11 protein-coding genes are annotated in these 19,505 nt (G+C 75.1%); 6 read left to right on the top strand and 5 right to left on the bottom strand.

The genetic code is table 11. The annotated features are described in order from the left end of the window. The first annotated feature begins 259 nt into the window (after positions 1 to 259). Complete coding sequence (locus ABGB06_RS06150; protein ID WP_347586028.1) at positions 260 to 514, top strand: glutaredoxin domain-containing protein; 255 nt, start codon at positions 260 to 262, stop codon at positions 512 to 514. A gap of 48 nt (positions 515 to 562) precedes the next feature. Here the strand turns inward: ABGB06_RS06150 and nudC are convergent, their stop codons facing one another. The 4 genes from nudC to ABGB06_RS06170 form a co-directional block, all read right to left on the bottom strand. Further along, positions 563 to 1,498, bottom strand: coding sequence for an NAD(+) diphosphatase (gene nudC / locus ABGB06_RS06155; RefSeq protein WP_347586029.1), 936 nt, complete (start codon positions 1,496 to 1,498; stop codon positions 563 to 565). 10 nt (positions 1,499 to 1,508) lie between these two features. Next, positions 1,509 to 4,910, bottom strand: coding sequence for an ATP-dependent DNA helicase (locus tag ABGB06_RS06160; RefSeq protein ID WP_347586031.1), 3,402 nt, complete (start codon positions 4,908 to 4,910; stop codon positions 1,509 to 1,511). A gap of 276 nt (positions 4,911 to 5,186) precedes the next feature. Beyond that, positions 5,187 to 8,549, bottom strand: coding sequence for an ATP-dependent DNA helicase (locus ABGB06_RS06165; protein ID WP_347586033.1), 3,363 nt, complete (start codon positions 8,547 to 8,549; stop codon positions 5,187 to 5,189). A 212-nt stretch (positions 8,550 to 8,761) separates the two neighbouring features. Next, positions 8,762 to 9,121 (bottom strand): MGMT family protein, encoded by a 360-nt coding sequence (locus ABGB06_RS06170; protein ID WP_347586035.1) that lies wholly within the window; start codon positions 9,119 to 9,121, stop codon positions 8,762 to 8,764. A 143-nt stretch (positions 9,122 to 9,264) separates the two neighbouring features. Here ABGB06_RS06170 and ABGB06_RS06175 point away from each other — a divergent pair, with 143 nt between their 5' ends. From ABGB06_RS06175 to ABGB06_RS06195, 5 genes are all read left to right on the top strand, one after another. Beyond that, on the top strand, positions 9,265 to 12,648 hold the full coding sequence (locus ABGB06_RS06175) for a flippase-like domain-containing protein (RefSeq protein ID WP_347586037.1): 3,384 nt from the start codon (positions 9,265 to 9,267) through the stop codon (positions 12,646 to 12,648). A gap of 67 nt (positions 12,649 to 12,715) precedes the next feature. Beyond that, positions 12,716 to 14,413, top strand: a complete 1,698-nt coding sequence (locus ABGB06_RS06180) for an alpha/beta hydrolase (protein ID WP_347586039.1) — start codon at positions 12,716 to 12,718, stop codon at positions 14,411 to 14,413. Between the two features lie 55 nt (positions 14,414 to 14,468). Further along, the gene (locus tag ABGB06_RS06185) at positions 14,469 to 15,131 is read left to right on the top strand and encodes an O-methyltransferase (protein ID WP_347586041.1); all 663 of its coding nucleotides are present in this window, start codon (positions 14,469 to 14,471) and stop codon (positions 15,129 to 15,131) included. Positions 15,132 to 15,163: 32 nt separating this feature from the next. Next, entirely contained in the window at positions 15,164 to 16,177 is a 1,014-nt protein-coding gene (locus ABGB06_RS06190; RefSeq protein WP_347586043.1) for a hypothetical protein, read from the top strand. 77 nt (positions 16,178 to 16,254) lie between these two features. Beyond that, entirely contained in the window at positions 16,255 to 17,889 is a 1,635-nt protein-coding gene (locus ABGB06_RS06195; RefSeq protein WP_347586045.1) for an alpha/beta hydrolase, read from the top strand. A 314-nt stretch (positions 17,890 to 18,203) separates the two neighbouring features. On the opposite strand, the gene moeZ is transcribed toward ABGB06_RS06195, so the two are convergent. After that, positions 18,204 to 19,382: an adenylyltransferase/sulfurtransferase MoeZ gene (gene moeZ / locus ABGB06_RS06200; protein WP_347586047.1), complete on the bottom strand. Its 1,179-nt coding sequence runs from the start codon at positions 19,380 to 19,382 to the stop codon at positions 18,204 to 18,206. Between the last annotated feature and the right edge of the window lie 123 nt (positions 19,383 to 19,505).

Consider the following 19,505-nt stretch of genomic DNA (forward strand, 5'->3'; position numbering starts at 1 on the left):
GCCGCCCCGTCCGGGGCCGCGGGGAAGCCGGGGTCGCCAGGGCCGCCCGCGCCGTCGGGGCCTGAAGGGGGGTGTGGTGCTGCTGCTGTCACGCCCGCCATGCTGCCAGGTGTCGCCGACACTCCGGGCTCGTTGTCCACAGCGGGACGGGATTATTCATACGTCGCCGGGCGTTGGTCCGGTGACGCCCGCGACGCCTGGCAGCATGGCGGGCGGGACGCCGAGGACGAGCGCCAGACCTGAAGGAGCGGAAGCGACGATGGGCACCGTGACGATGTACAGCACCACCTGGTGCGGCTACTGCCGGCGGCTCAAGGGCCAGTTGGAGCGCGAGGGCATCGCGTTCACCGAGGTCGACATCGAGCTGAACCCCGATGCGGCCACGCTGGTGGAGCAGGCCAACGGCGGCAACCAGACGGTGCCGACCGTGGTCATCGCGCCCCGCGACGGCGGGGCCGAGGTCACCATGACCAACCCCTCGCTGGCCCAGGTCAAGCAGGCACTGGCCGTCTGAGCCTCTGAGCCGTCCGAGCCCGAGTCGGGTCGAGTCGGGTCGGGTCGCTCAGACCAGCGGCTTGCCGTACCACATCTCGATGAGCCGGCCCGCGATGGAGACCCCGTGCGGGGGCAGCACCTCGCCGGTCTCCAGCGCGGTCCGCAGCTCGTCCCGGGTGAACCACCTGGCCTCGTCGATCTCCTCGCCGTCCACCCGCAGCTCGGTGGAGGTCGCCCTGGCCATGAAGCCCAGCATCAGGCTGGACGGGAACGGCCACGGCTGGCTGGCCACGTAGTCGACCTCGCCGATCGTCACGCCGACCTCCTCGGCGACCTCCCTGACCACCGCCTGCTCGACCGACTCGCCCGGCTCCACGAAGCCGGCCAGCGTCGAGAAGCGGCCCTCCGGCCAGTGCAGCTGCCGCCCCAGCAACGCCCGGTCGTCCTCGTCCGCCACCAGCATGATCACGGCCGGGTCGGTCCGCGGATAGTGTTCCGCGCCACAGGCCGGGCAGCGCCGCACATGACCCGCCGCGGCGATGACGGTGCGCTCGCCGCAGCGCGAGCAGAAGCGGTGCATGCGCTGCCAGTTCTCCAACGCCACGGCGTGCACCAGCAGCTCGTTGTCCCGCTCGGACAGCAGCCCCGCGGCCTCCCGCAGCCCCGCGGGCCGGGCCAGGTCGTCCATCCGGCCCGGCAGCGAGTCCTTCTGCAGCGCGAAGTACCGCACCCCGTCCGGGTCCGTGCCGAGGAAGTACCGGTGGGCCTCGGTGAGCGGGGCGTCGAAGGAGGGCATCATCACCAGCTCGGTGCGACCCTCCTCGGTCTCCTCGATCAACGCCTGACCGCCGGAGACGACGAAAACCCTGGTGGTGGGATGGCTCCACGCCGCGGCCAGCCACGCCTCGTCGAGTCGGTGATGGGCGTCTCTGTCGATGCCGCCGGTGGCCGTCAGGGGGACGGGAGGCCGGACCGCGCTGTCCTGAGCCGGGGTGGTACGCATGGACAAAAGCCTAACCGGGGTCGTTGGGCTCCCAGGAGTCGTCCCCCAGCAGCAGCCGCTCCAGCATGGCCCGCCCCGGCAACACCGGGGGCCGCACCAGCTCCCCGCTGCGCACGTAGAGGAACGCCGCGCTCACCGCGGAGAGCGGCAGCTCGTGCCGTTCGGCCCAGGCCAGCCGGTAGATCGCCAGCTGCAGCGGGTCGGCGTCCTGCCGGCGGGTGGTCTTCCAGTCGACGATCTCGAAGGTGTCGCTGCCGGGCCCGGCCGGCCCGCGCCTGCGGTAGACGGCGTCGATCCGACCCCTGATCACCCGGCCGGCCAGCTGGAGCTGGAACGGCTCCTCGATCCGGTACGGCGTGCGGCTGGCGAACGGGGTCCGGCCGAACGCCTCCTTCAGCGCCGCCAGCTCCCGCTCGTCCCGGATCTCGGCGTCCTCCTCCGGGTCGCCGCCGGGCAGCTCGTCCATGCCCAGCATGGGCAGCGCCAGCGTCTCGAAGCGCGACTCCACCCAGGCGTGGAACCGGGTGCCGCGCCGGGCCGCCGGCCGCGGCGGACGCGGCATCGGGCGGGCCAGCTCGCGCGCGAACCCCTCGGGGTCGGCGGCCAGCCGCTGCACCTGGGTGGCGGAGAGCGAGACCGGCAGCGGCACGTCGCGCGACGCCTGCCTGGCCCGGCGCAGCTCCCCGGCGAGCGCCCCGAGGTCGCGGTCCCAGGACGCGACGGCCCGCCGCTCCTCCGGGGTGAGCCCGTCCTCCTCCGCCACCGGGGCGCCTCCCAGGCCGTCAGGGTCTGGCGGAGGCTCGGCCTCCCGGGCCGCGGGCCCGCCCCCAGCCTTCGGCCGGGGGGACCCCCATACCGGGTCGGCCGGCTGGCCCTCGCGCAGCAACGCCAGCACCTGGTCGGCGGCGGCCCGGCGGCGGGCCAGGGCCTCCGGATCGAGCGGCAGCGGCCAGGCGCGGTCCCGCTCGGCGGCGGCCAGCGCCGGATTCTCCGCGTCCTCGGCCGGCGCCTCCGCCCAGACCTCCACCTCTCCGTGGTCCGGGCTCACCGCGCAGTGCAGGCGGAGCGCCTCCAGGTACGCGGAGGGGCCGCGCCGCCGCTTCTGGTTCGGCCCCCACCAGTGCCCCGAGCCCAGCAGCAGGGAGCGGGCCCGGGTGACCGCCACGTAGCCGAGGCGCAGCTCCTCCAGGCCCAGATGCTCGGCGACCTCGGCCAGATGCTCCTTGTGCGCGGCCGCCGTCCACTCGGGCGCCTCCGGCAGCGTCGCCGCGTCCCCGCGCAGCGGGTGCGGCAGGGCGCGCGGCTGCCGCAGCCAGGAGTCCCGGCGCGGCTTGGCGGGGAAGGCGTCGGCGCACAGCCCAGGCAGCGCCACCACGTCCCACTCCAGGCCCTTGGACTTGTGCGCGGTGAGCACCTGGACGGCGTTCCCGCCGGCCGGCAGCGAGCCGTCGAGCCCCTTGTCGTACTGCTCGGCGGCGCGCAGGAAGGCCAGGAACGCCGGCAGGGTGACCTCGCCGTCCACGGCGGTACCGCCCTGGCCGCCGGCGAAACCGGCCGCGATGTCGAGGAACGCGCTCAGCGTCTCCCGGCGCCGGGCGGCCAGCGCCTGCGGGGAGGCGGCCAGCTCGACCTCCAGGCCGGTGACCGCCAGCACCCGGTGCAGCACGTCCATCAGCGGATCGCCCAGCGACCGGCGCAGCTCGCGCAGCTCGGCGGCGAGATGCGCGAACCGCACCCGGGCCTCGGCGGAGAACGGCAGCCCGTCCTCGGCCTGCCCGGGGCCCTCGTCCCCGCCCCGGTCGCCCGGGTCGTGCTGGCCACCCTGGCCACCCTGGCCGAGGAAGGTGTCGAGGGCGTCGGCGAGCGAGGTGATCTCGGCCGGATCGGTGCCCTCCACCGCGGCGGCGAGCCTCCCCTCGGCCCCGTCGTCGCCGCCCGTCCGGCGCACCAGCAGCCGGGCCCGGCGGCCCAGCAGCGCCAGGTCGCGCGCCCCGATCCGCCAGCGCGGGCCGGTCAGCAGCCGCACCAGCGCCGCGTTCGCCGTCGGGTCGGCGAGCACCTGGCAGACCGCCACCAGGTCGGCCACCTCCGGCAGGTGCAGCAGCCCGGTCAGGCCGACCACCTCGACCGGCACGTCGCGGGCCACCAGCTCGCGCTGGATCGCGGCGAAGTCCGTCGCGGTCCGGCACAGCACGGCGATCTCGCCCGGCGCGGTGCCGGTGCGCACCAGATGGGCCACGGAGTCGGCGAGCCAGGTCAGCTCCTCGGCGTGGCTGGGCAGCAGCGCGCAGCGCACCCGCCCGGCGTGCTCGGCGCCCTCGGCGGGCCGCAGCGGGCGCACCGCGGGATGCCGCTCCCGCAGCGGGGCGGCCAGGTCGTTGGCCAGGGTGAGCAGCCGGCCGCCGCTGCGCCGGTTCTCGCTGAGGCTGAACCGGGCGGCCGGACGCCCGCCCCGGGCGGGGAAGTGCTCGGGGAAGTCGTCCAGGTTGGCCACCGAGGCGCCGCGCCAGCCGTAGATCGCCTGGCAGGGGTCGCCCACGGCGGTGACCGGATGTCCGGTGCCGTCGCCGAACAGCCCGGCGAGCATGATCCGCTGGGCCACCGACGTGTCCTGGTACTCGTCGAGCAGCACCACGGCGAACTCCTCGCGCAGCGCCCGGCCGACCTCGGGAACGTCGCGCGCCAGCCGGGCGGCGAGCGCGATCTGGTCCCCGAAGTCCAGCAGGTCGCGCTCGCGCTTGCGCCGCCGGTACTCCTCGACCCGGCCGAGCAACTCCCCGCGCCCGCGCGCGGCCTGCGGGACCTGACGGAGCGCCTCGTTGGTGAGCTCGGCGCCGGCCAGCTCGGCCAGCAGCCGCTCGTCGAACGCCCGCAGCCGCGCCGGCTCGACCAGATGCTCCGACAGCTCGCCGTCCAACGCCACGAGATCGGCCACCAGCGAGGTGAAGGTGCCGGCCGGGGCGTCGAAGTCGGCGGGGGCGGAGCGCAGCACCTGCGCGGCGAGCTGGAAGCGCCCGGCGTCGGCGAGCAGCCGGGAGGCCGGCTCGATGCCGAGCCGCAGCCCGTGGTCCGTCAACAGCCGCCCGGCGAACGCGTGGTACGTCGAGATCTGCGGCTCGCCGCCGTCGGGCGTGGCGATGTCGGCCTCGGCCAGCGCCTTGCGCACCCGCTCGGCCAGCTCCCCCGCGGCCTTGTTGGTGAAGGTGAGGCCGAGCACCTGCTCGGGCGGCAGCTGCCCGGTGCCGGTCAGCCACACCACCCGGGCGGCCATCACCGTCGTCTTGCCCGAACCGGCCCCGGCCACGATCGCCTGCGGCGCCGGGGGTGCGGTGATACACGCCAACTGCTCAGGAGTGAACGGGATCCCGAGCAGCTCGCTGAGCTCCTCGGGACGGCTGAGTCGGGCAGGCATCCAAGGGAGACTAGCGGCGGGGTCTGACACGTTGCCCTCGCGGGCGGGCAGCCGGGAGCGTGCGGCGGCCTCCGGACGAGTCCGGGCAGCGCCGGGCGGCGCCGGGCCGCCGCGCGCGACGGTGGAACAACGTCCGCGGTGGGGCGGCACGTCGGTGGGCCGGCCCGGCGGGCCGGGGCACGGAGTCGCGACGGGTGAAGTCACCCGGCGCGGGCCGTCGTCGAGAGCCGCCTCGGCCGGGCCACCGGCAGGGCCGTGCGGCGCACGCCGCCTCCGTCAGTCGACGGTCTGTCGGCCCTCGGGGCGGCCGCTGCACGCGGTGCGGAACGAGCAGCCGCCGCAGTGCTGTCCGGGGGACGGGGCGAAGCTCTCGTCCAGCACCCGGCCGGCGGCCGTGGCCAGCAGGTCGCCGACCCAGTCACCGTGTTCGCCGTCGAGCGGCGGCTGCCGCTGCACGGCGGGCAGCGCGTCCCCGCCGTCCCGTTTGGCCGCGCCCTGCCGCAGGTGGACCAGCGCGGCGCCGGCCACCTCGTGCTCGCCGGCCTCCGCCGAGCCCTCGCCCGGCTCGCCCTGGCGGACGGCGAGCTGGTAGACGGCGAGCTGGGGATGGCGCTCCACCTCGGCCCTGGTGGGCCGGGTGCGGCCGGTCTTGAAGTCGACCACGTAGGCCCGGCCCTGGGCGTCGCGCTCGACCCGGTCCACCACCCCGCGGATCCTGACCTGGTGCTCCCCCGCCCGCAGCGTGACGTCGAACTCCTGCTCGCTGGCGGCCGGCTCGTAGCCCGCCTCGTGCTGCAGCACGTGCCAGCGCAGGAAGCGCTCCAGGGCGGCGCGCGCCTCGGCCTGCTCCTTCCGCGACTGCCACGGTGCCTCGAAGGCGAGCGCGTCCCAGACCGTCTCCAGGCGCTCCATCAGCACCGACAGGTCGGCCGGTGTGGCGCCGGAGGCCACCTCGTCGGCGAGGACGTGCAGCACGTTGCCGAAGCCCTGGGCCGCTGTCGCGGGCGCCTCCGCGTGCACCTCGCGGCCGAGGAACCACTGCAACGAGCAGGTGTCGACCAGCTGCCCCAACGCGCTTCCCGAAAGCGCCACGGGACGTTCGGGATCCCGCAGCGGCACCGCGGACCTGGTCGGCTCGCGCAGGCCCCACCAGCGCTGGGGGTGGGCCGCGGGGGCCAGGGCGTGTCCGTCGTCGTCGCGCAGCGCGGCCAGTTCGGCCAGCCGGCGAACCGCGGCCCGGCGCAGCGCCGGCGAGGCGTCGGGGTCGACGGTGGTGGCGCGCAACTCGGCCACCAGCGGGGCGAGCGCCAGCGGGCGGCGCGGCCGGCCGCTCACCTCGACGGGCGTGGCACCGAGCTCGAACAGGAAACGGGACGGCTGGTCGCCGTCCTCCGCGCCGCGCACCGCCGTCACCACCAGCCGGTCCCGGGCCCGGGTGGCGGCGACGTAGAACAGCCGCCGCTCCTCGGCCAGCAGCGCGGCCGGGCTCAGCGGCTCCGCGAGCCCGTCGCGCCCGATCCGGTCGGCCTCCAGCAGGGAACCGCGCCGGCGCAGGTCGGGCCAGAGCCCCTCCTGCACGCCGGCCACCACGACCAGCGACCACTCCAGGCCCTTGGCCCGGTGCGCGGTCATCAGCCGCACCGCGTCGGGGCGCACCGGGCGCGCGGCCAGCGTGTCGGCCGCTATGTCGTGCGCCTGAAGCTCGGTGAGGAAGTTGCGCACGCCGCGCCCGCCGGTGCGTTCCTCCGCGCGCGCGGCGGCGGCGAACAGCGCGCACACCGCGTCCAGGTCCCGGTCGGCGTTACGCCCGGCGGCGCCGCCGCGCCGCGCGGCGCGCTCCAGCCGGCCCGGCCACGGCGTGCCCTCCCACAGCAGCCAGAGCGCCTCCTCGGCGCTGCCCCCGCCGGCGAGCAGCTCCCGTGCCTTGCGCAACAGCAGACCCAGCCGCTGGGCCGGGGCGGCGTACGCCGGATCGTGGGTGACCAGCCGCTCCGGCTCCGCCAACGCCCGCGCGACGAGTTCCTCGGAGGGCCGCGGCACGGCCGCTCCCGCGGCCCGCTCCTCGTTGCGCAGCGCCCGGCCGAGCCGCCGCAGGTCGGCGGTGTCCATGCCACCCAGCGGCGAGGTGAGCAGCGCGGTGGCCGTAGCCGGATCGGCGGTCAGCCCGGTATGGGGGTCCCCTGGGCCGGGGGCTTCCTCGTCGAGCGCCGGGGAAGGATCGGCGACCACGCGCAGGGCCGTCAGCAGCGGGGCCACGGCCGGCTCGTCGCGCAGCGGCAGGTCGTCGCCGTCCACCTCCAGCGGCACGCCGGCCGACGTGAGCGCCCGGCGCACGCCCGGGATGGATCGCGCCCCGGCCCGGACCAGCACCGCCATCTCGCCCCAGGGCACGCCCTCCTCCAGATGCGCGCGGCGCAGCAGGTCGGCGACGTTGTCCAGCTCCGCGCCGGGCGTGGGGTACGTGTACACCTCCAGCCGGCCGGGATCGGCGCCCGGCGCGTCGTCCGGGGCCTCGGGCTCCGGCGCCGGGACGAGCGCCCGGTGGCGGCGCACGGCGTCCGCGGGCAGCCGGGCCAGCGGCATGCGCTGGGTGAGCAACCGGCTGGCGGCCAGCAGCGCGGGCCGGCTGCGCCGGCTCGCGGTGAGCACGGCGACCGGCGCCGGCTCGCCGCCGGCCGTGCGGAAGGCGTCGGGGAAGCCGAGGATGCCGCCGACGTCCGCGCCGCGGAAGGCGTAGATGGACTGGTCCGGATCGCCGAACGCCACCAGGTCGCGGCCGCCGCCGGCGAGCCCGGTCAGCAGCGCCACCTGCGCCGGGTCGGTGTCCTGGTACTCGTCGACGAACACCCCGTCGTAGCGGGCCCGCAGCTCGGCCGCGACGTCGGGGCGGGCGGCGAGCGCGGCCGCCGTGCGCAGCAGCTCCGGATAGTCCAGCACGCCCTGCGCCCGGGTGACGTCCAGGTACTCGGCGAGGAAACGGGCCGCCGCCGTCCAGTCCGCGCGCTCGGCGCCCCGGGCGAAATCGGCGAGCATGGCCGGGTCCAGGCCGAGCTCCCGGCTGCGCGCGAGCACCGCGCGCAGCTCGTCGGCGAAACCGCGGGTGGTCAGGCAGGCGCGCAGTTCGGCGGGCCACTCCTGGCCGCGCCCCGCCGCTTCGAGCTCGCGGTGGCCGGCGAGCAGCTCGCGCACGTAGAGGTCCTGTTCGGGGCCGGTGAGCAGGCGCAGCGGTTCGGCGAACAGCTCGCGGTCCTGGTGCGCCCGCACCAGGGCGTAGGCGAAGGAGTGGAACGTGGTGGCCCGCGGCGTGCGACCACCCATCCGGGCGGTCATCCGGTCGCGCAGCTCGGCGGCGGCCTTGCGGCTGAAGGTGAGGACCAGGAGCCGCTCCGGGTCGTTCCCCCGGTCCACCCGGCGGGCGACGGACTCCACGAGCGTGGTGGTCTTTCCAGTCCCCGGGCCGGCCAGCACCAGCAGCGGTCCGCCCGGATGCTCAACCACCGCGCGCTGGTCCGCGTCCACGACAGGGGCGCACGCTTCGGTCACCGGGGTGCGCACCAGTCGGTACGCTCCCGGGATGGGGGGCTCCTCGCCGGCGGACGGAACGGCGCTCGGGACAGTGGACGGGACGGAGAGACTCACGTGCATCGCAGACTCTGGCGGGGGCTCCGCTCGGCAACGGGACCGGGCGGGTCGGTGGTGCCGACGCTACGCCAGTCGGCCCCCGAGGCACAGCTCTTCGCTCGGGTAGCCCGTACGGACGGTCTGTCGCATCCGTGGTGGCGGGATGACGGAAGCTGGTCGGTGTGAGGAGCCGCACGTGGCCCGCCGCGGGGCCGGCAGCCGAGGTGACGTCAGGGCGTGACGTCCCCGTCGTCGGCGTGCCATCGGGCGCGGCGCATGTCCAGCCGGGGCACGCTGTCGGCGGCGCCGTCCGGGCGCAGCGGGGTGCCCTCGACGCGGTACTCGGCCAGCGCGCGGTGCTCGTGTCCGGGCAGCAGCCGGCCGTCCGCGCGCACCACGCGCCACCACGCCACGGCGCCGCCGTACGTCGCCATCACCCGGCCGACCTGGCGCGGCCCGCCCTCGCCGAGCTGCCGGGCGACGTCCCCGTAGGTCAGCACGCGTCCTGGCGGGATCCGTTCGACCACGGTGAGGACGCGGTCGGCGTAGTCCGGGAGCTGGTGGATCGGCGGGCCGGTCATGGTGCTCATGGTGCCGCACGTCACGGACGGCCGGCCACGCCCGGACGGCCGACCGCGGGCCACACGTGTCACTATCGTCACAGCGGGGGTGGCAGCGGCGTCGGCGCCCTCGGACGGGGAGAACGCCGACCAGAATCCCGGGGACGCGGCCAGTGATACGGGGCGAGGAAGAGCGAACACAGCGACCGACCGAGCGGTCGCCGGGCCGGCCAGCGGACCAGGCCGGGCAACGGCCGCCGGTCGGCGGTGAGCTGGCGCTCCCCGCCGACGCGTGGCTGACGGCCGCGGCGGACGCCCCCGAGGGCGCCGGCTCGCCGACCACCCCCTCCCCCACGACGGCGCATCACCACCGGGACGGCGAACGACCCGCCCGGTCCCCCGAGCCGGCGCCCGAAGCACGACCCGACGACAAGCGGCCGGACCCGAATCCCGACCCCGCAGCCACAGCACAGCCCGACGACAAGGGGCCGGGCCCGGACCCCGAGCCGGCGCCCGAATCACAGCCCGACGGCGAACAACCCGACCCGGACCCCGACCCCGCAGCCACAGCACGCCCCGACGACAGGCGGCCGGGCCCGGACCCCGAGCCGGCGCCCGAATCACAGCCCGACGGCGAACAACCCGACCCGGACCCCGACCCCGCGGCCGAAGCACAGGACCCGGCAGGAGCCGCGGCGTCCCGGCAGCGGAACATCCCGGCGGCGGACGGGGCGGCGGACGTCCCTGACCCGGCCCGGGAGCCGACGCCGGAGCCCGGGCCGGCCGCTCCGGACGCCGGGGACGAACGACCGGATCCGGAGCGGGACCCGGACGACCAGCGCGCCGAGGACCAGGACGACCAGCCGGACCAGGACCAGGACCAGGACCGCGACGACGCACCCGACGACCAACCCGACGACGAGCGGGCCGACGACCGGGACGACCAGCCGGGTCGTTCCGGCACCGTGCCGGCCGGCTACGTCGAGGTGGACGAGCCGATCCTGGCCGCCCGCGCGCACCGCCCCTCCGACCTGCTGCGGGTGCTGCTCGGCCTGCTCGGCATCGGCATCGTGCTGGCCCTGGCCACCTTCGCCATCGGCACCACCGAGGGCATCGAGCAGGACGTGGACAAGGGCGCCGACCAGGCGCCGTCGCTGCTGATCAACTTCGCCGGTTTCGCCTCCAGCGTGGCCGTGCTGGTGGTCCCGGTCGCCTTCGCCATCGAGCGGCTGGTGAAGCGCGACGGCCTGCGGATCGCCGACGGGGTGCTGGCCGCCGTGCTGGCGCACGGCGTCGCGCTGTCGTTCAGCCTCTGGGTCGCCCGGCTCTCCCCCGACTCCGTGCAGAACGCGCTGACCCGCACCGCGCCGGGCGGCGGCACCACCGAACCGGTGCACGGCTATCTCGCGCCGGTCATCGCGTACGTCACCGCCGTCGGGATGGCGCACCGCCCGCGCTGGCGGCTGGCCATGTGGGCGGTGCTGGTGTTGGACGGCACCGCCATGATGGTGGCCGGGCACAGCACCCCGTTCGCCATCGCCGTCACCGTGCTGATCGGCTGGGCCGTCGCCTACGCCACGCTGTACGCCGTGGGCACGCCGAACGTGCGCCCCACCGGCCAGCAGCTGCTGGCCGGCCTGCGGCAGGTCGGCTTCGCCCCGGTCCGCGCGCTGCGCGCCGAGCGGCTGCCCGGGCGGAGCCGGGAGAACGGCGGACCGCCGGAGCGGGGGGACCGCGCCGTGCTGACCCGCCGGTACCTGGTGACCCGGGAGTCGGGACCTCCGCTGGACGTCACCGTGGTCGACCGGGAGCAGCAGGCGCAGGGCTACTTCTACCGCGCCTGGCGGCGGCTCGCGCTGCGCGGCTTCACCCAGCGCCGCAGCCTGCCCTCGCTGCGGCAGACGCTGGAGCAGGAGGCGCTGATGGTCTACGCGGCCAGCGCCGCCGGGGCCAACGCGCCGAGGCTCATCGCGACGACCGAGCTCGGCCCGGACGCGGTGATGCTGGTCTACGAGTACCTCGACGGCCGGCCGCTGGACGCGCTGACCGACGAGGAGATCGACGACGCGCTGATGGAGAACGCCTGGCGGCAGGTGGCGGCGTTGCAGTCTCGGCGCATCGCGCACCGCCGGCTGGACGGCGGCTCGCTGCTGGTGGCTGGGACGGGCACCGTGTACCTCGCGGAGCTGCGCGGCGGGGAGATCGCCGCCGGCGACCTGTCGCTGCGCACGGACGTGGCGCAGCTGCTGACCACCTTCGCGCTGCGGGTCGGCGCGAGCCGCGCGGTGGCGGCCGCCGTCGCGGTGCTCGGTCCCGACGCGGTCGCGGCCAGCCTGCCCCTGCTCCAGCCGATCGCGCTGAGCCGGGGCACCCGGGCCACCCTGCGGCAGCTGGCCAGGGAGCGGGCGGGGCGGGAGCGGCAGGCGGTGCTGGACGCCACCCGCGCGTACCGGCAGGCGCGCGGCAGCCTGCCGGAGAACGCCGACCGCCGGACCGTGCGGAAGGCCAAGCACGCCGAGAAGCAGGCGATGGAGGCGGCGCTGGAGAAGGCCAGGGAGCCCGACCTGCTCTCGGAGATCCGGCAGCAGGTGCTGCTGATCCGCCCGCTGGCCCCGATAGAGCCGGCCCGGGTGGAACGGATCAGGCCGCGCACCCTGGTCAGCCTGATCGCCGCGGTGTTCGCGGCGTACTTCCTGACCACGCAGCTGGTGAACATCCCGTTCGGACGCGTCTGGGAGGAGGCGAACTGGGCCTGGGTCATCGCGGCCGCGGCGTTCTCCACGCTGACCTACTTCGCCGCCTCGGCCAGCCTGCTCGGCTTCGTGCCGGAGAAGGTGTCGTACCTGCGGACGGTCGTCGTGATGGTGGCCGGTTCGTTCGTGAAGCTGGTGGCCCCGGCGGCGATCGGCGGAGTGGCGCTGAACACCCGCTTCCTGCAGCGGCAGGGCCTGCGCCCCGGCCACGCGGTGGCCAGCGTCGGCGCGTCCCAGCTCTTCGGCCTCAGCGCGCATCTGACGCTGCTGCTGATCTTCGGCTACGTCACCGGCAAGGAGAACACCCCGAGCCTGTCCCCGTCCCGGACGATCATCGCCGGCGTGCTGACGGTCGCGGTGCTGGCCCTGATCGTCACCGCCGTGCCGGTGCTGCGCAAGGCCCTGGGCGAGCGGCTGCGCAGCCTGTTCGCCGGGGTGGTGCCGCGGATGCTGGACGTGGTGCAGCAGCCGCGGAAGCTGCTCGGCGGCATCGGCGGGATGCTGCTGATGACGCTGGCGTTCATCATGTGCCTGGACGCCTCGCTGCGCGCGTTCGGCGAGGACATGGAGTTCGCCACCGTCGCGGTGGTCTACCTGACGGGCAACGCGCTGGGCTCGGCGGCCCCCACGCCCGGCGGCATCGGCGCGGTCGAACTGGCGCTGGCCGGCGGCCTCATCGCCTTCGGCGTGCCGCAGGCCGTGGCGCTCCCCGCCGTGCTGCTGTTCCGGCTGATGACCTTCTGGCTGCCGGTGATCCCCGGCTGGCTGGCGTTCACCCAGCTGACCCGGAAGGAACAGATCTGAGCCCCGGCCGTCACCCGGATGACGTGCAACGGGTGCGGTCGGGCCGCGGCCTCACCAGGCTGACCCCATGGCCCGACCTCCGCTGCCCGCGCTCGTCGCGGCGGCCACCGCCGCCGCGCTGGTCGCCGCCGCCTGTTCCGGCGGCCCCGCCGGCTCGTCCGGCGGCGACGGCACCCGGCTGCCGGCCGCCGAGGCCAGCTCCACCGGCTCCGCCAGCGCCCGGGCGGACGCCACCGGCGACGCGGACGAGGCAGACCAGGCAGACCAGGCGGACGACGGGACCGACACCGCGGACCTGCCCGCCTCGTTGACCGGACAGACGCTCGACTGGTCGCCCTGCCCGCCGCCCCGGCCCGAACAGGGCGACGACGAGTCCACGCCCCCGCCGCTGACCGAGGACGTCCCCTGGGAATGCGCCGACATGACGGCGCCGCTCGACTACGCGGAGCCCGAGGGTGACACGATCGAGATCGCGCTGATCCGCGCCAGGACCGAGGCGGAGGGCGAGCGGCGGCTCGGCTCCCTGGTCTTCAACTTCGGTGGCCCCGGCGGCTCGGGCGTGGCCACCCTGCCGGTCTTCGCCGAGGAGTACGGACGCCTGCACGAGCGGTACGACCTGGTCAGCTTCGACCCGCGCGGGGTCGGCGCCAGCGAGGGCCTGGTCTGCTACGACGACGAGCGGCTCGACGCGTACTTCGCCGCCCTCGCCGTGCCCCGCACCGCCGAGCAGCGCCAGCGGTTCACCGACCGCCTCGGGTCGTTCGCCGCCGCCTGCGAGGACCGCGCCGGGCCGCTGCTGCCCCACCTGACCACCGCCAACACCGCGCGCGACCTGGACCTGATGCGGGAGGTGCTGGGCGACGACGTGCTGCACTACTTCGGCGTCTCCTACGGCACCCAGCTGGGCGGCGTCTACGCCCACCTCTTCCCCGAACGCGTCGGGCGGGCCGTGCTCGACGCCGTGGTCGACCCGACGCTCACCCCCGAGCAGTCGGCGCGCGGCCAGGCCGAGGGCTTCCAACACGCCCTCGAAACCTATCTGGAGCACTGCGCCGGCGAGGACGACTGCCCGCTCGGCGACGACGCCGACGAGGCCACCGACCGGCTCGGCGAGCTGCTGGCCCGGCTGCGCGCCGAACCGCTGCGAACCGAGGACCCGGACGGCCGCCGGCTCACCGAGTCCCTCGCCTGGAACGGCATCGCCCAGTCGCTCTACTCCCAGGACTTCTGGTCCTACCTCACCCAGGGCCTGGACGACGCGCTGGCCGAGGAGGGCGCCGACGGCACCGTGCTGCTCGCCCTCGGCGACGCCATGAACGGCCGGAACCCCGACGGCACGTACACCACGCTGCAGGCCTCGCTGACCGCGATCAGCTGCGCCGACGCCCGGCAGCGGTACACGGAGCGGGACGTCAGGCGGCTGCTCGACGACTTCTCCGACTCCTCCCCGGTCTTCGGACCGCCGCTCGCCTGGGGCCTGCTGGGCTGCTCCCAGTGGCCGGTGCGGGGCAGTTCCCGGGACACGGACGTCGGGGCGGAAGGCGCGGCGCCCATCCTGCTGATCGGCACCACCGGCGATCCGGCCACCCCGTACGAGGGAACCCGGCGGATGAAGGAGGCGCTCGGCGACGACGTGGCCGTGGAGCTCACCTACGACGGCGAGGGGCACGGCGCGTACACCAGCGGAAACGCGTGCGTGCGCGACACCGCCGACGCCTACCTGCTGGAGGGCAGGGTCCCCGAGGACGGCAGTAGCTGCGGCTGACCGCCGCGGCCGGCGTAGTACGTTGATCGGCGGAACGCTACGAGGGGAGACGCTGATGCCGGAGCAGCTGTGGAGTGACGTCGACCGCTATCTCGTGGACCTCCTCCTCCCGGTGGATCCGGAGCTGGAGGCGGCCGCCCGGGACAGCGCGGCGGAGGGGTTGCCGGCGATCAGCGTCTCGCCCACCCAGGGCAAGCTGCTGCACCTCATCGCGCGGATCAGCGGCGCCCGCCGCATCCTGGAGATCGGCACGCTCGGCGGCTACAGCACGATCTGGCTGGCCCGCGCCCTGCCGCCCGACGGCCGGTTGACGACCCTGGAGGCGGACCCGCACCACGCCGAGGTGGCCCGCCGCAACATCGCCCGCGCCGGCCTGGCCGACGTGGTGGACATCCGGATCGGCCCGGCGCTGGAGACCCTGCCCACGCTTGCCGACGAGGCGCCGTTCGACCTGGTCTTCATCGACGCGGACAAGCCGAACAACCCGGAGTACCACGCCTGGTCGCTGCGGCTGTCCCGCCCGGGGACGGTGATCATCGGCGACAATGTCGTGCGGAACGGCGCGGTGCTCGACGCCGACAGCACGGATCCGGGCGTGGTGGGCACCCGGCGCTATCTGGAACGGGTCGGCGCCGAGCCCCGGTTGACCGCGACCGCCGTGCAGACCGTGGGGGCGAAGGGCTACGACGGTTTCACGCTCGCCGTCGTCGAGGAATGACCGTTCCGTAGGATCACCTGGGGATGTGGGGGGTGGCTCGGTTGGAGCCGGTGCGAGGAGTCGGCGGATCGTGGACCAGGAGACTCGTCCTGGCCTGCGCGGTGGGGCTGGCGACGGTCGGCGCCGCCGGCTGCGGCGCGGACGGGCTGCAGTCGCCGTCCGACAACCTGGAGGACATCGCGCCCGAGGACGTGGACCCGGCGATCACACCGCTCCTGGCGGAGCAGGCCGTCGACCGGTACGAGCGGATCAGCAACGACGCCCATCGGGCGGGCGACGCCGAGCGGCTCGCGGAGGCCGAGGCCGGCTCGCAGCTCCAGCGGGACACCGCCCGGCTGACCAAGCGCGAGGCGCTGGAGCCGGACGCCGCGCACACCGACGTCTTCTTCGAGGAGCGGGAGTACTTCATCCCCGCCGGCGGCGAGCCGTGGTTCCTGGTCAGCGCGGTGAGCAGCGCGGATCCCGACCGGCACCAGCGGCTGCTGACGTTCGCCGAGCGCGGGGAGGACTGGAAGCTGGTCTCGGCGCTTGAGGTGCTCGAGGACGACGAGGTGCCGGAGATCGAGCTCGACGGCGGGGACCTGGCCGAGGCGGTGCCCGCCGAGGACGACGGCCTGCTGATCACCCCCGCCGCGGTCACCGAGCACGTCGAGGAGACCTGGGAGCACCGCGGTGAGTTGCAGGGCGACGTGTGGGGCGACACGCCCGCGCTCGACGACCTGTGCCAGGAGGCGGCCCGCGAGCCGGAGGATCCGCTGATCGCCCGCGAGTACGAGCGGGCGACGCCGGAGCACCCCGAGGTGTACGCGCTGCGCACCGCGGGCGGCGGGGTGCTGGCGATCGTGCCGCTCGGTCACACCATGACCGAGACGGTGCAGGGCTCGAACGCGAACCTCGTGCCCAGCGAGGAGGCCGCCGTCCTCGGCGTCTCCCCGCAGCCGTCCATCGCCTCGACCTTCCGCGGCGAGGCCGCCGCCTACCTCCCGCCCGGCGACCACCGGGCGCAACTGGTCACCTACGAGTACGAGCTGACCGCCGCCGACTAGTCGGGCGAACCAGCCGTGCGCTGTCGGCTGTCGGGGTGGGCGGGTAGCCTCCGAGAAGGAAAGCGGGGAGGGGGGCCATGCCGAAGAGTCGGAGCCGGTGGCGCGGTGCGCGCGCCCTGACCCTCGGCCTCCTCGTCGCGTTGGGCGCGGCCGGATGCAGCGGCGGGGCGAGCGACGAGCCGATACCCGGCGTGCAGCGACCGAACGGCCCCGAGCCCGCCGGCGGGACCGAGCTGCCCGAGCCGCCCGCGGAGTTCACCGGACAGGACCTCGACTGGGGGGAGTGCGGGCGCCCGACCATCCGGCAGGGTTCCGGCCCCGCGCCCGAGCCGCTGCCCGACGGCACGCCGTGGGAGTGCGCCACGCTCACGGTGCCGCTGGACTACGCCCACCCCGATCCGGAGGGCGAGACCATCGACCTGGCGCTGATCCGGGCGGCGGCCGCGCCGGGCCGGGAGCACCTCGGCTCGCTGGTGTTCAACTTCGGCGGCCCCGGCGGCTCCGGGGTCGCCGCGCTGCCCCGGAGCGGCGACGACTACGCCGCCCTGCACGAGGGATACGACCTGGTCAGCTTCGACCCGCGCGGCGTCGGCGAGAGCGACGGCGTGGTCTGCCTGGACGGCGCGGAGATCGACCGGTCGGGACAGCAGGACGACGGGCCGCCCGAGACCCCGGCGCAGGAGCAGGCGTACCTGGTGGACGCGCGGGAGTACGCCGCGGCGTGCGAGGCGCGGGCGGGCGACCTGCTGCCCCATATGACGACCGAGTACGCGGCCCGCGACCTGGACCTGCTGCGCCAGGCGCTGGGCGACCGGCATCTGAACTACTTCGGCATCTCCTACGGCACCAAGCTCGGCGGCGTGTACGCCCACCTCTTCCCCGAACGCGTCGGCCGCACCGTCTTCGACGCCGTGGTCGACCCGACCAGGGACGTGGTCGAGCGCGCGCTGCTGCAGACCGAGGGCTTCCAACTGGCCCTGGACAACTACCTGGACGACTGCGCCGCCCGGGAGGGCCCCTGCCCCGCCGGCGGGTCGGGCGCCGGACCCGCCGCGTACCAGCGGCTCAACGCGCTGCTCGACGCGCTCGGGGACCGGCCGCTGCCCACCGACACCGACCGCGAGCTCACCCAGGGCCTGGCCGTCACCGGCATGCTCGGGCTGCTCTACTCCCAGGGCTCCTGGGAGTACCTGACCAGCGCGCTGCTGCAGATGCGGGACGAGGGCCGCGGGGACCTGCTGCTCGCCGCCGCGGAGAACTACAACGGACGCGACGACGCGGGCCACTACCGCAACGTGCACGCCGCCAACCGGGCCGTCAACTGCGCCGACTTCGCCTCCCGGCCGACGCTGGCCACCGTCCACGAACAGCGCGACGCCTTCGTCGCCGCCTCCCCGGTCTTCGGCCCGCACCTGCTCTGGGGCCTGCTGTCCTGCACCAACTGGCCGGTGACCGGCGAGCAGGACCAGCCGGAGGTCTCGGCGGCGGACGCGGCCCAGCCGATCCTGCTGCTCGCCACCACCGGCGACCCCGCCACGCCGTACGTGGGCGCGGAGCGGATGCGCGAGGAGCTGGGTGAGGGGGTGGGCGTGCTGCTCACCTACGACGGCGAGGGCCACGGCGCGTACGGCGACGGCGACACCTGCGTGACGGAGGCGGTCGACGCCCACCTGCTGGCCGGCACGCTCCCCGACGACGGCACGGTGTGCTGAGGCCGCACGGGCCTGACCGGCGGCTCGGCCGCGGGTACGTCACCCGCGGCCGAGCCCACGGAACGCTGACACCTGGCCCGCCAGGCTCCGCACCGCGACGCGCCCGGGACGAGTCGGCCCGCGCGCCGGCCGGAACCACGCGCAGCGCAGCCCTGACACCTGGTCCGCCAGGTTGCGCACCGTCGCCCCGCGGTCCGTCATGGGCTGCGCCGCGCCGGAGCCTCGCCCGGGACGAGTCGGCCCGTTCGCGCGGCGGGGGGCCAAGCCCGCGGCGCGGAACGTGGGTGGCCCCTCGGCCGGCGAGGCCGTCGCCGTCAGTAGACGGGCTTCTCCGGTTCGATCTGGTTGACCCAGCCGATGACCCCGCCGCCGACGTGCACCGCGTCCGAGAACCCGGCGTCCTTCAGCACCGCGAGCACCTCGGCCGACCGGACGCCGGTCTTGCAGTGCAGGACGATGCGCCGGTCCTGGGGCAGGTCGCCGAGCGCGTTCCCCATCAGGAACTCGTTCTTCGGGATCAGCCGCGCGCCGGGGATCGACACGATCTCGAACTCGTTGGGCTCGCGGACGTCGATGATGTCGATCTTCTCGTCGGCGTCGATCCACTGCTTGAGCTGCAGCGGCGTGATCGTGGCGTCACGCGCCGCCGCCTGCGCCTCCTCCGAGACGACCCCGCAGAACGCCTCGTAGTCGATCAGCTCGGTGACCGTCGGGTTCTCCCCGCAGACCGCGCAGTTCGGGTCCTTGCGCACCTTGACCTGGCGGTAGTTCATCTCCAGGGCGTCGTAGATCATCAGCCGCCCGACCAGCGGGTCGCCGGTGCCGGTCAGCACCTTGATGGCCTCGGTGACCTGGATCGAGCCGATGGACGCGCAGAGCACGCCGAGCACGCCGCCCTCGGCGCAGGACGGCACCATGCCGGGCGGCGGCGGCTCGGGGTACAGGCAGCGGTAGCAGGGCCCGTGCTCGGACCAGAAGACGGACGCCTGGCCGTCGAAGCGGTAGATGGAGCCCCACACGTACGGCTTGTTCAGCAGCACGCAGGCGTCGTTGACCAGGTACCGGGTGGCGAAGTTGTCCGTGCCGTCGACGATCAGGTCGTACCCGGCGAAGATCTCCATCACGTTGCTGGAGTCCAGCCGCTCCTCGTGGAGATTGACCTGGACGTAGGGGTTGATGCCGAGCACCGACTCCTTGGCGGACAGCGCCTTGGACTTCCCGATGTCGCCCTGGCTGTGGATGATCTGTCGTTGCAGGTTCGACTCGTCCACCTCGTCGAACTCCACGATGCCGAGGGTGCCGACCCCGGCGGCCGCCAGGTACATCAGCGCGGGCGAGCCGAGGCCCCCCGCGCCGACACACAGCACCTTGGCGTTCTTCAGCCGCTTCTGCCCGGCCATCCCGACGTCCGGGATGATCAGGTGACGCGAGTACCTGCGGACCTCATCGACGGTGAGCTCGTCGGCCGGCTCGACCAGGGGTGGCAGCGACACGGGGACTCCGTAAGGTCATGGGGCTACGAATCAGTGCTCTGCCGTACAACACTGCCACGGGCGGTCTCATTCCGAGACGCCGGTCTTGCGGGTCGAGACGAGGGCGTCCCAACCCTCGGGCAG

Source organism: Streptomyces sp. B6B3 (genome assembly GCF_039871525.1).
In the GTDB taxonomy this organism is placed as follows: Bacteria; Actinomycetota; Actinomycetes; order Streptomycetales; family Streptomycetaceae; genus Streptomyces.

Bases quoted from the DNA above. Each gene is read 5' to 3' on its own strand.
- ABGB06_RS06150 (WP_347586028.1), top strand. From the start codon at position 260: ATGGGCACCGTGACGATGTACAGCACCACCTGGTGCGGCTACTGCCGG.
- nudC (WP_347586029.1), bottom strand. From the start codon at position 1,498: ATGCGTACCACCCCGGCTCAGGACAGCGCGGTCCGGCCTCCCGTCCCC.
- ABGB06_RS06160 (WP_347586031.1), bottom strand. From the start codon at position 4,910: ATGCCTGCCCGACTCAGCCGTCCCGAGGAGCTCAGCGAGCTGCTCGGG.
- ABGB06_RS06170 (WP_347586035.1), bottom strand. From the start codon at position 9,121: ATGAGCACCATGACCGGCCCGCCGATCCACCAGCTCCCGGACTACGCC.
- ABGB06_RS06180 (WP_347586039.1), top strand. From the start codon at position 12,716: ATGGCCCGACCTCCGCTGCCCGCGCTCGTCGCGGCGGCCACCGCCGCC.
- ABGB06_RS06185 (WP_347586041.1), top strand. From the start codon at position 14,469: ATGCCGGAGCAGCTGTGGAGTGACGTCGACCGCTATCTCGTGGACCTC.
- ABGB06_RS06195 (WP_347586045.1), top strand. From the start codon at position 16,255: ATGCCGAAGAGTCGGAGCCGGTGGCGCGGTGCGCGCGCCCTGACCCTC.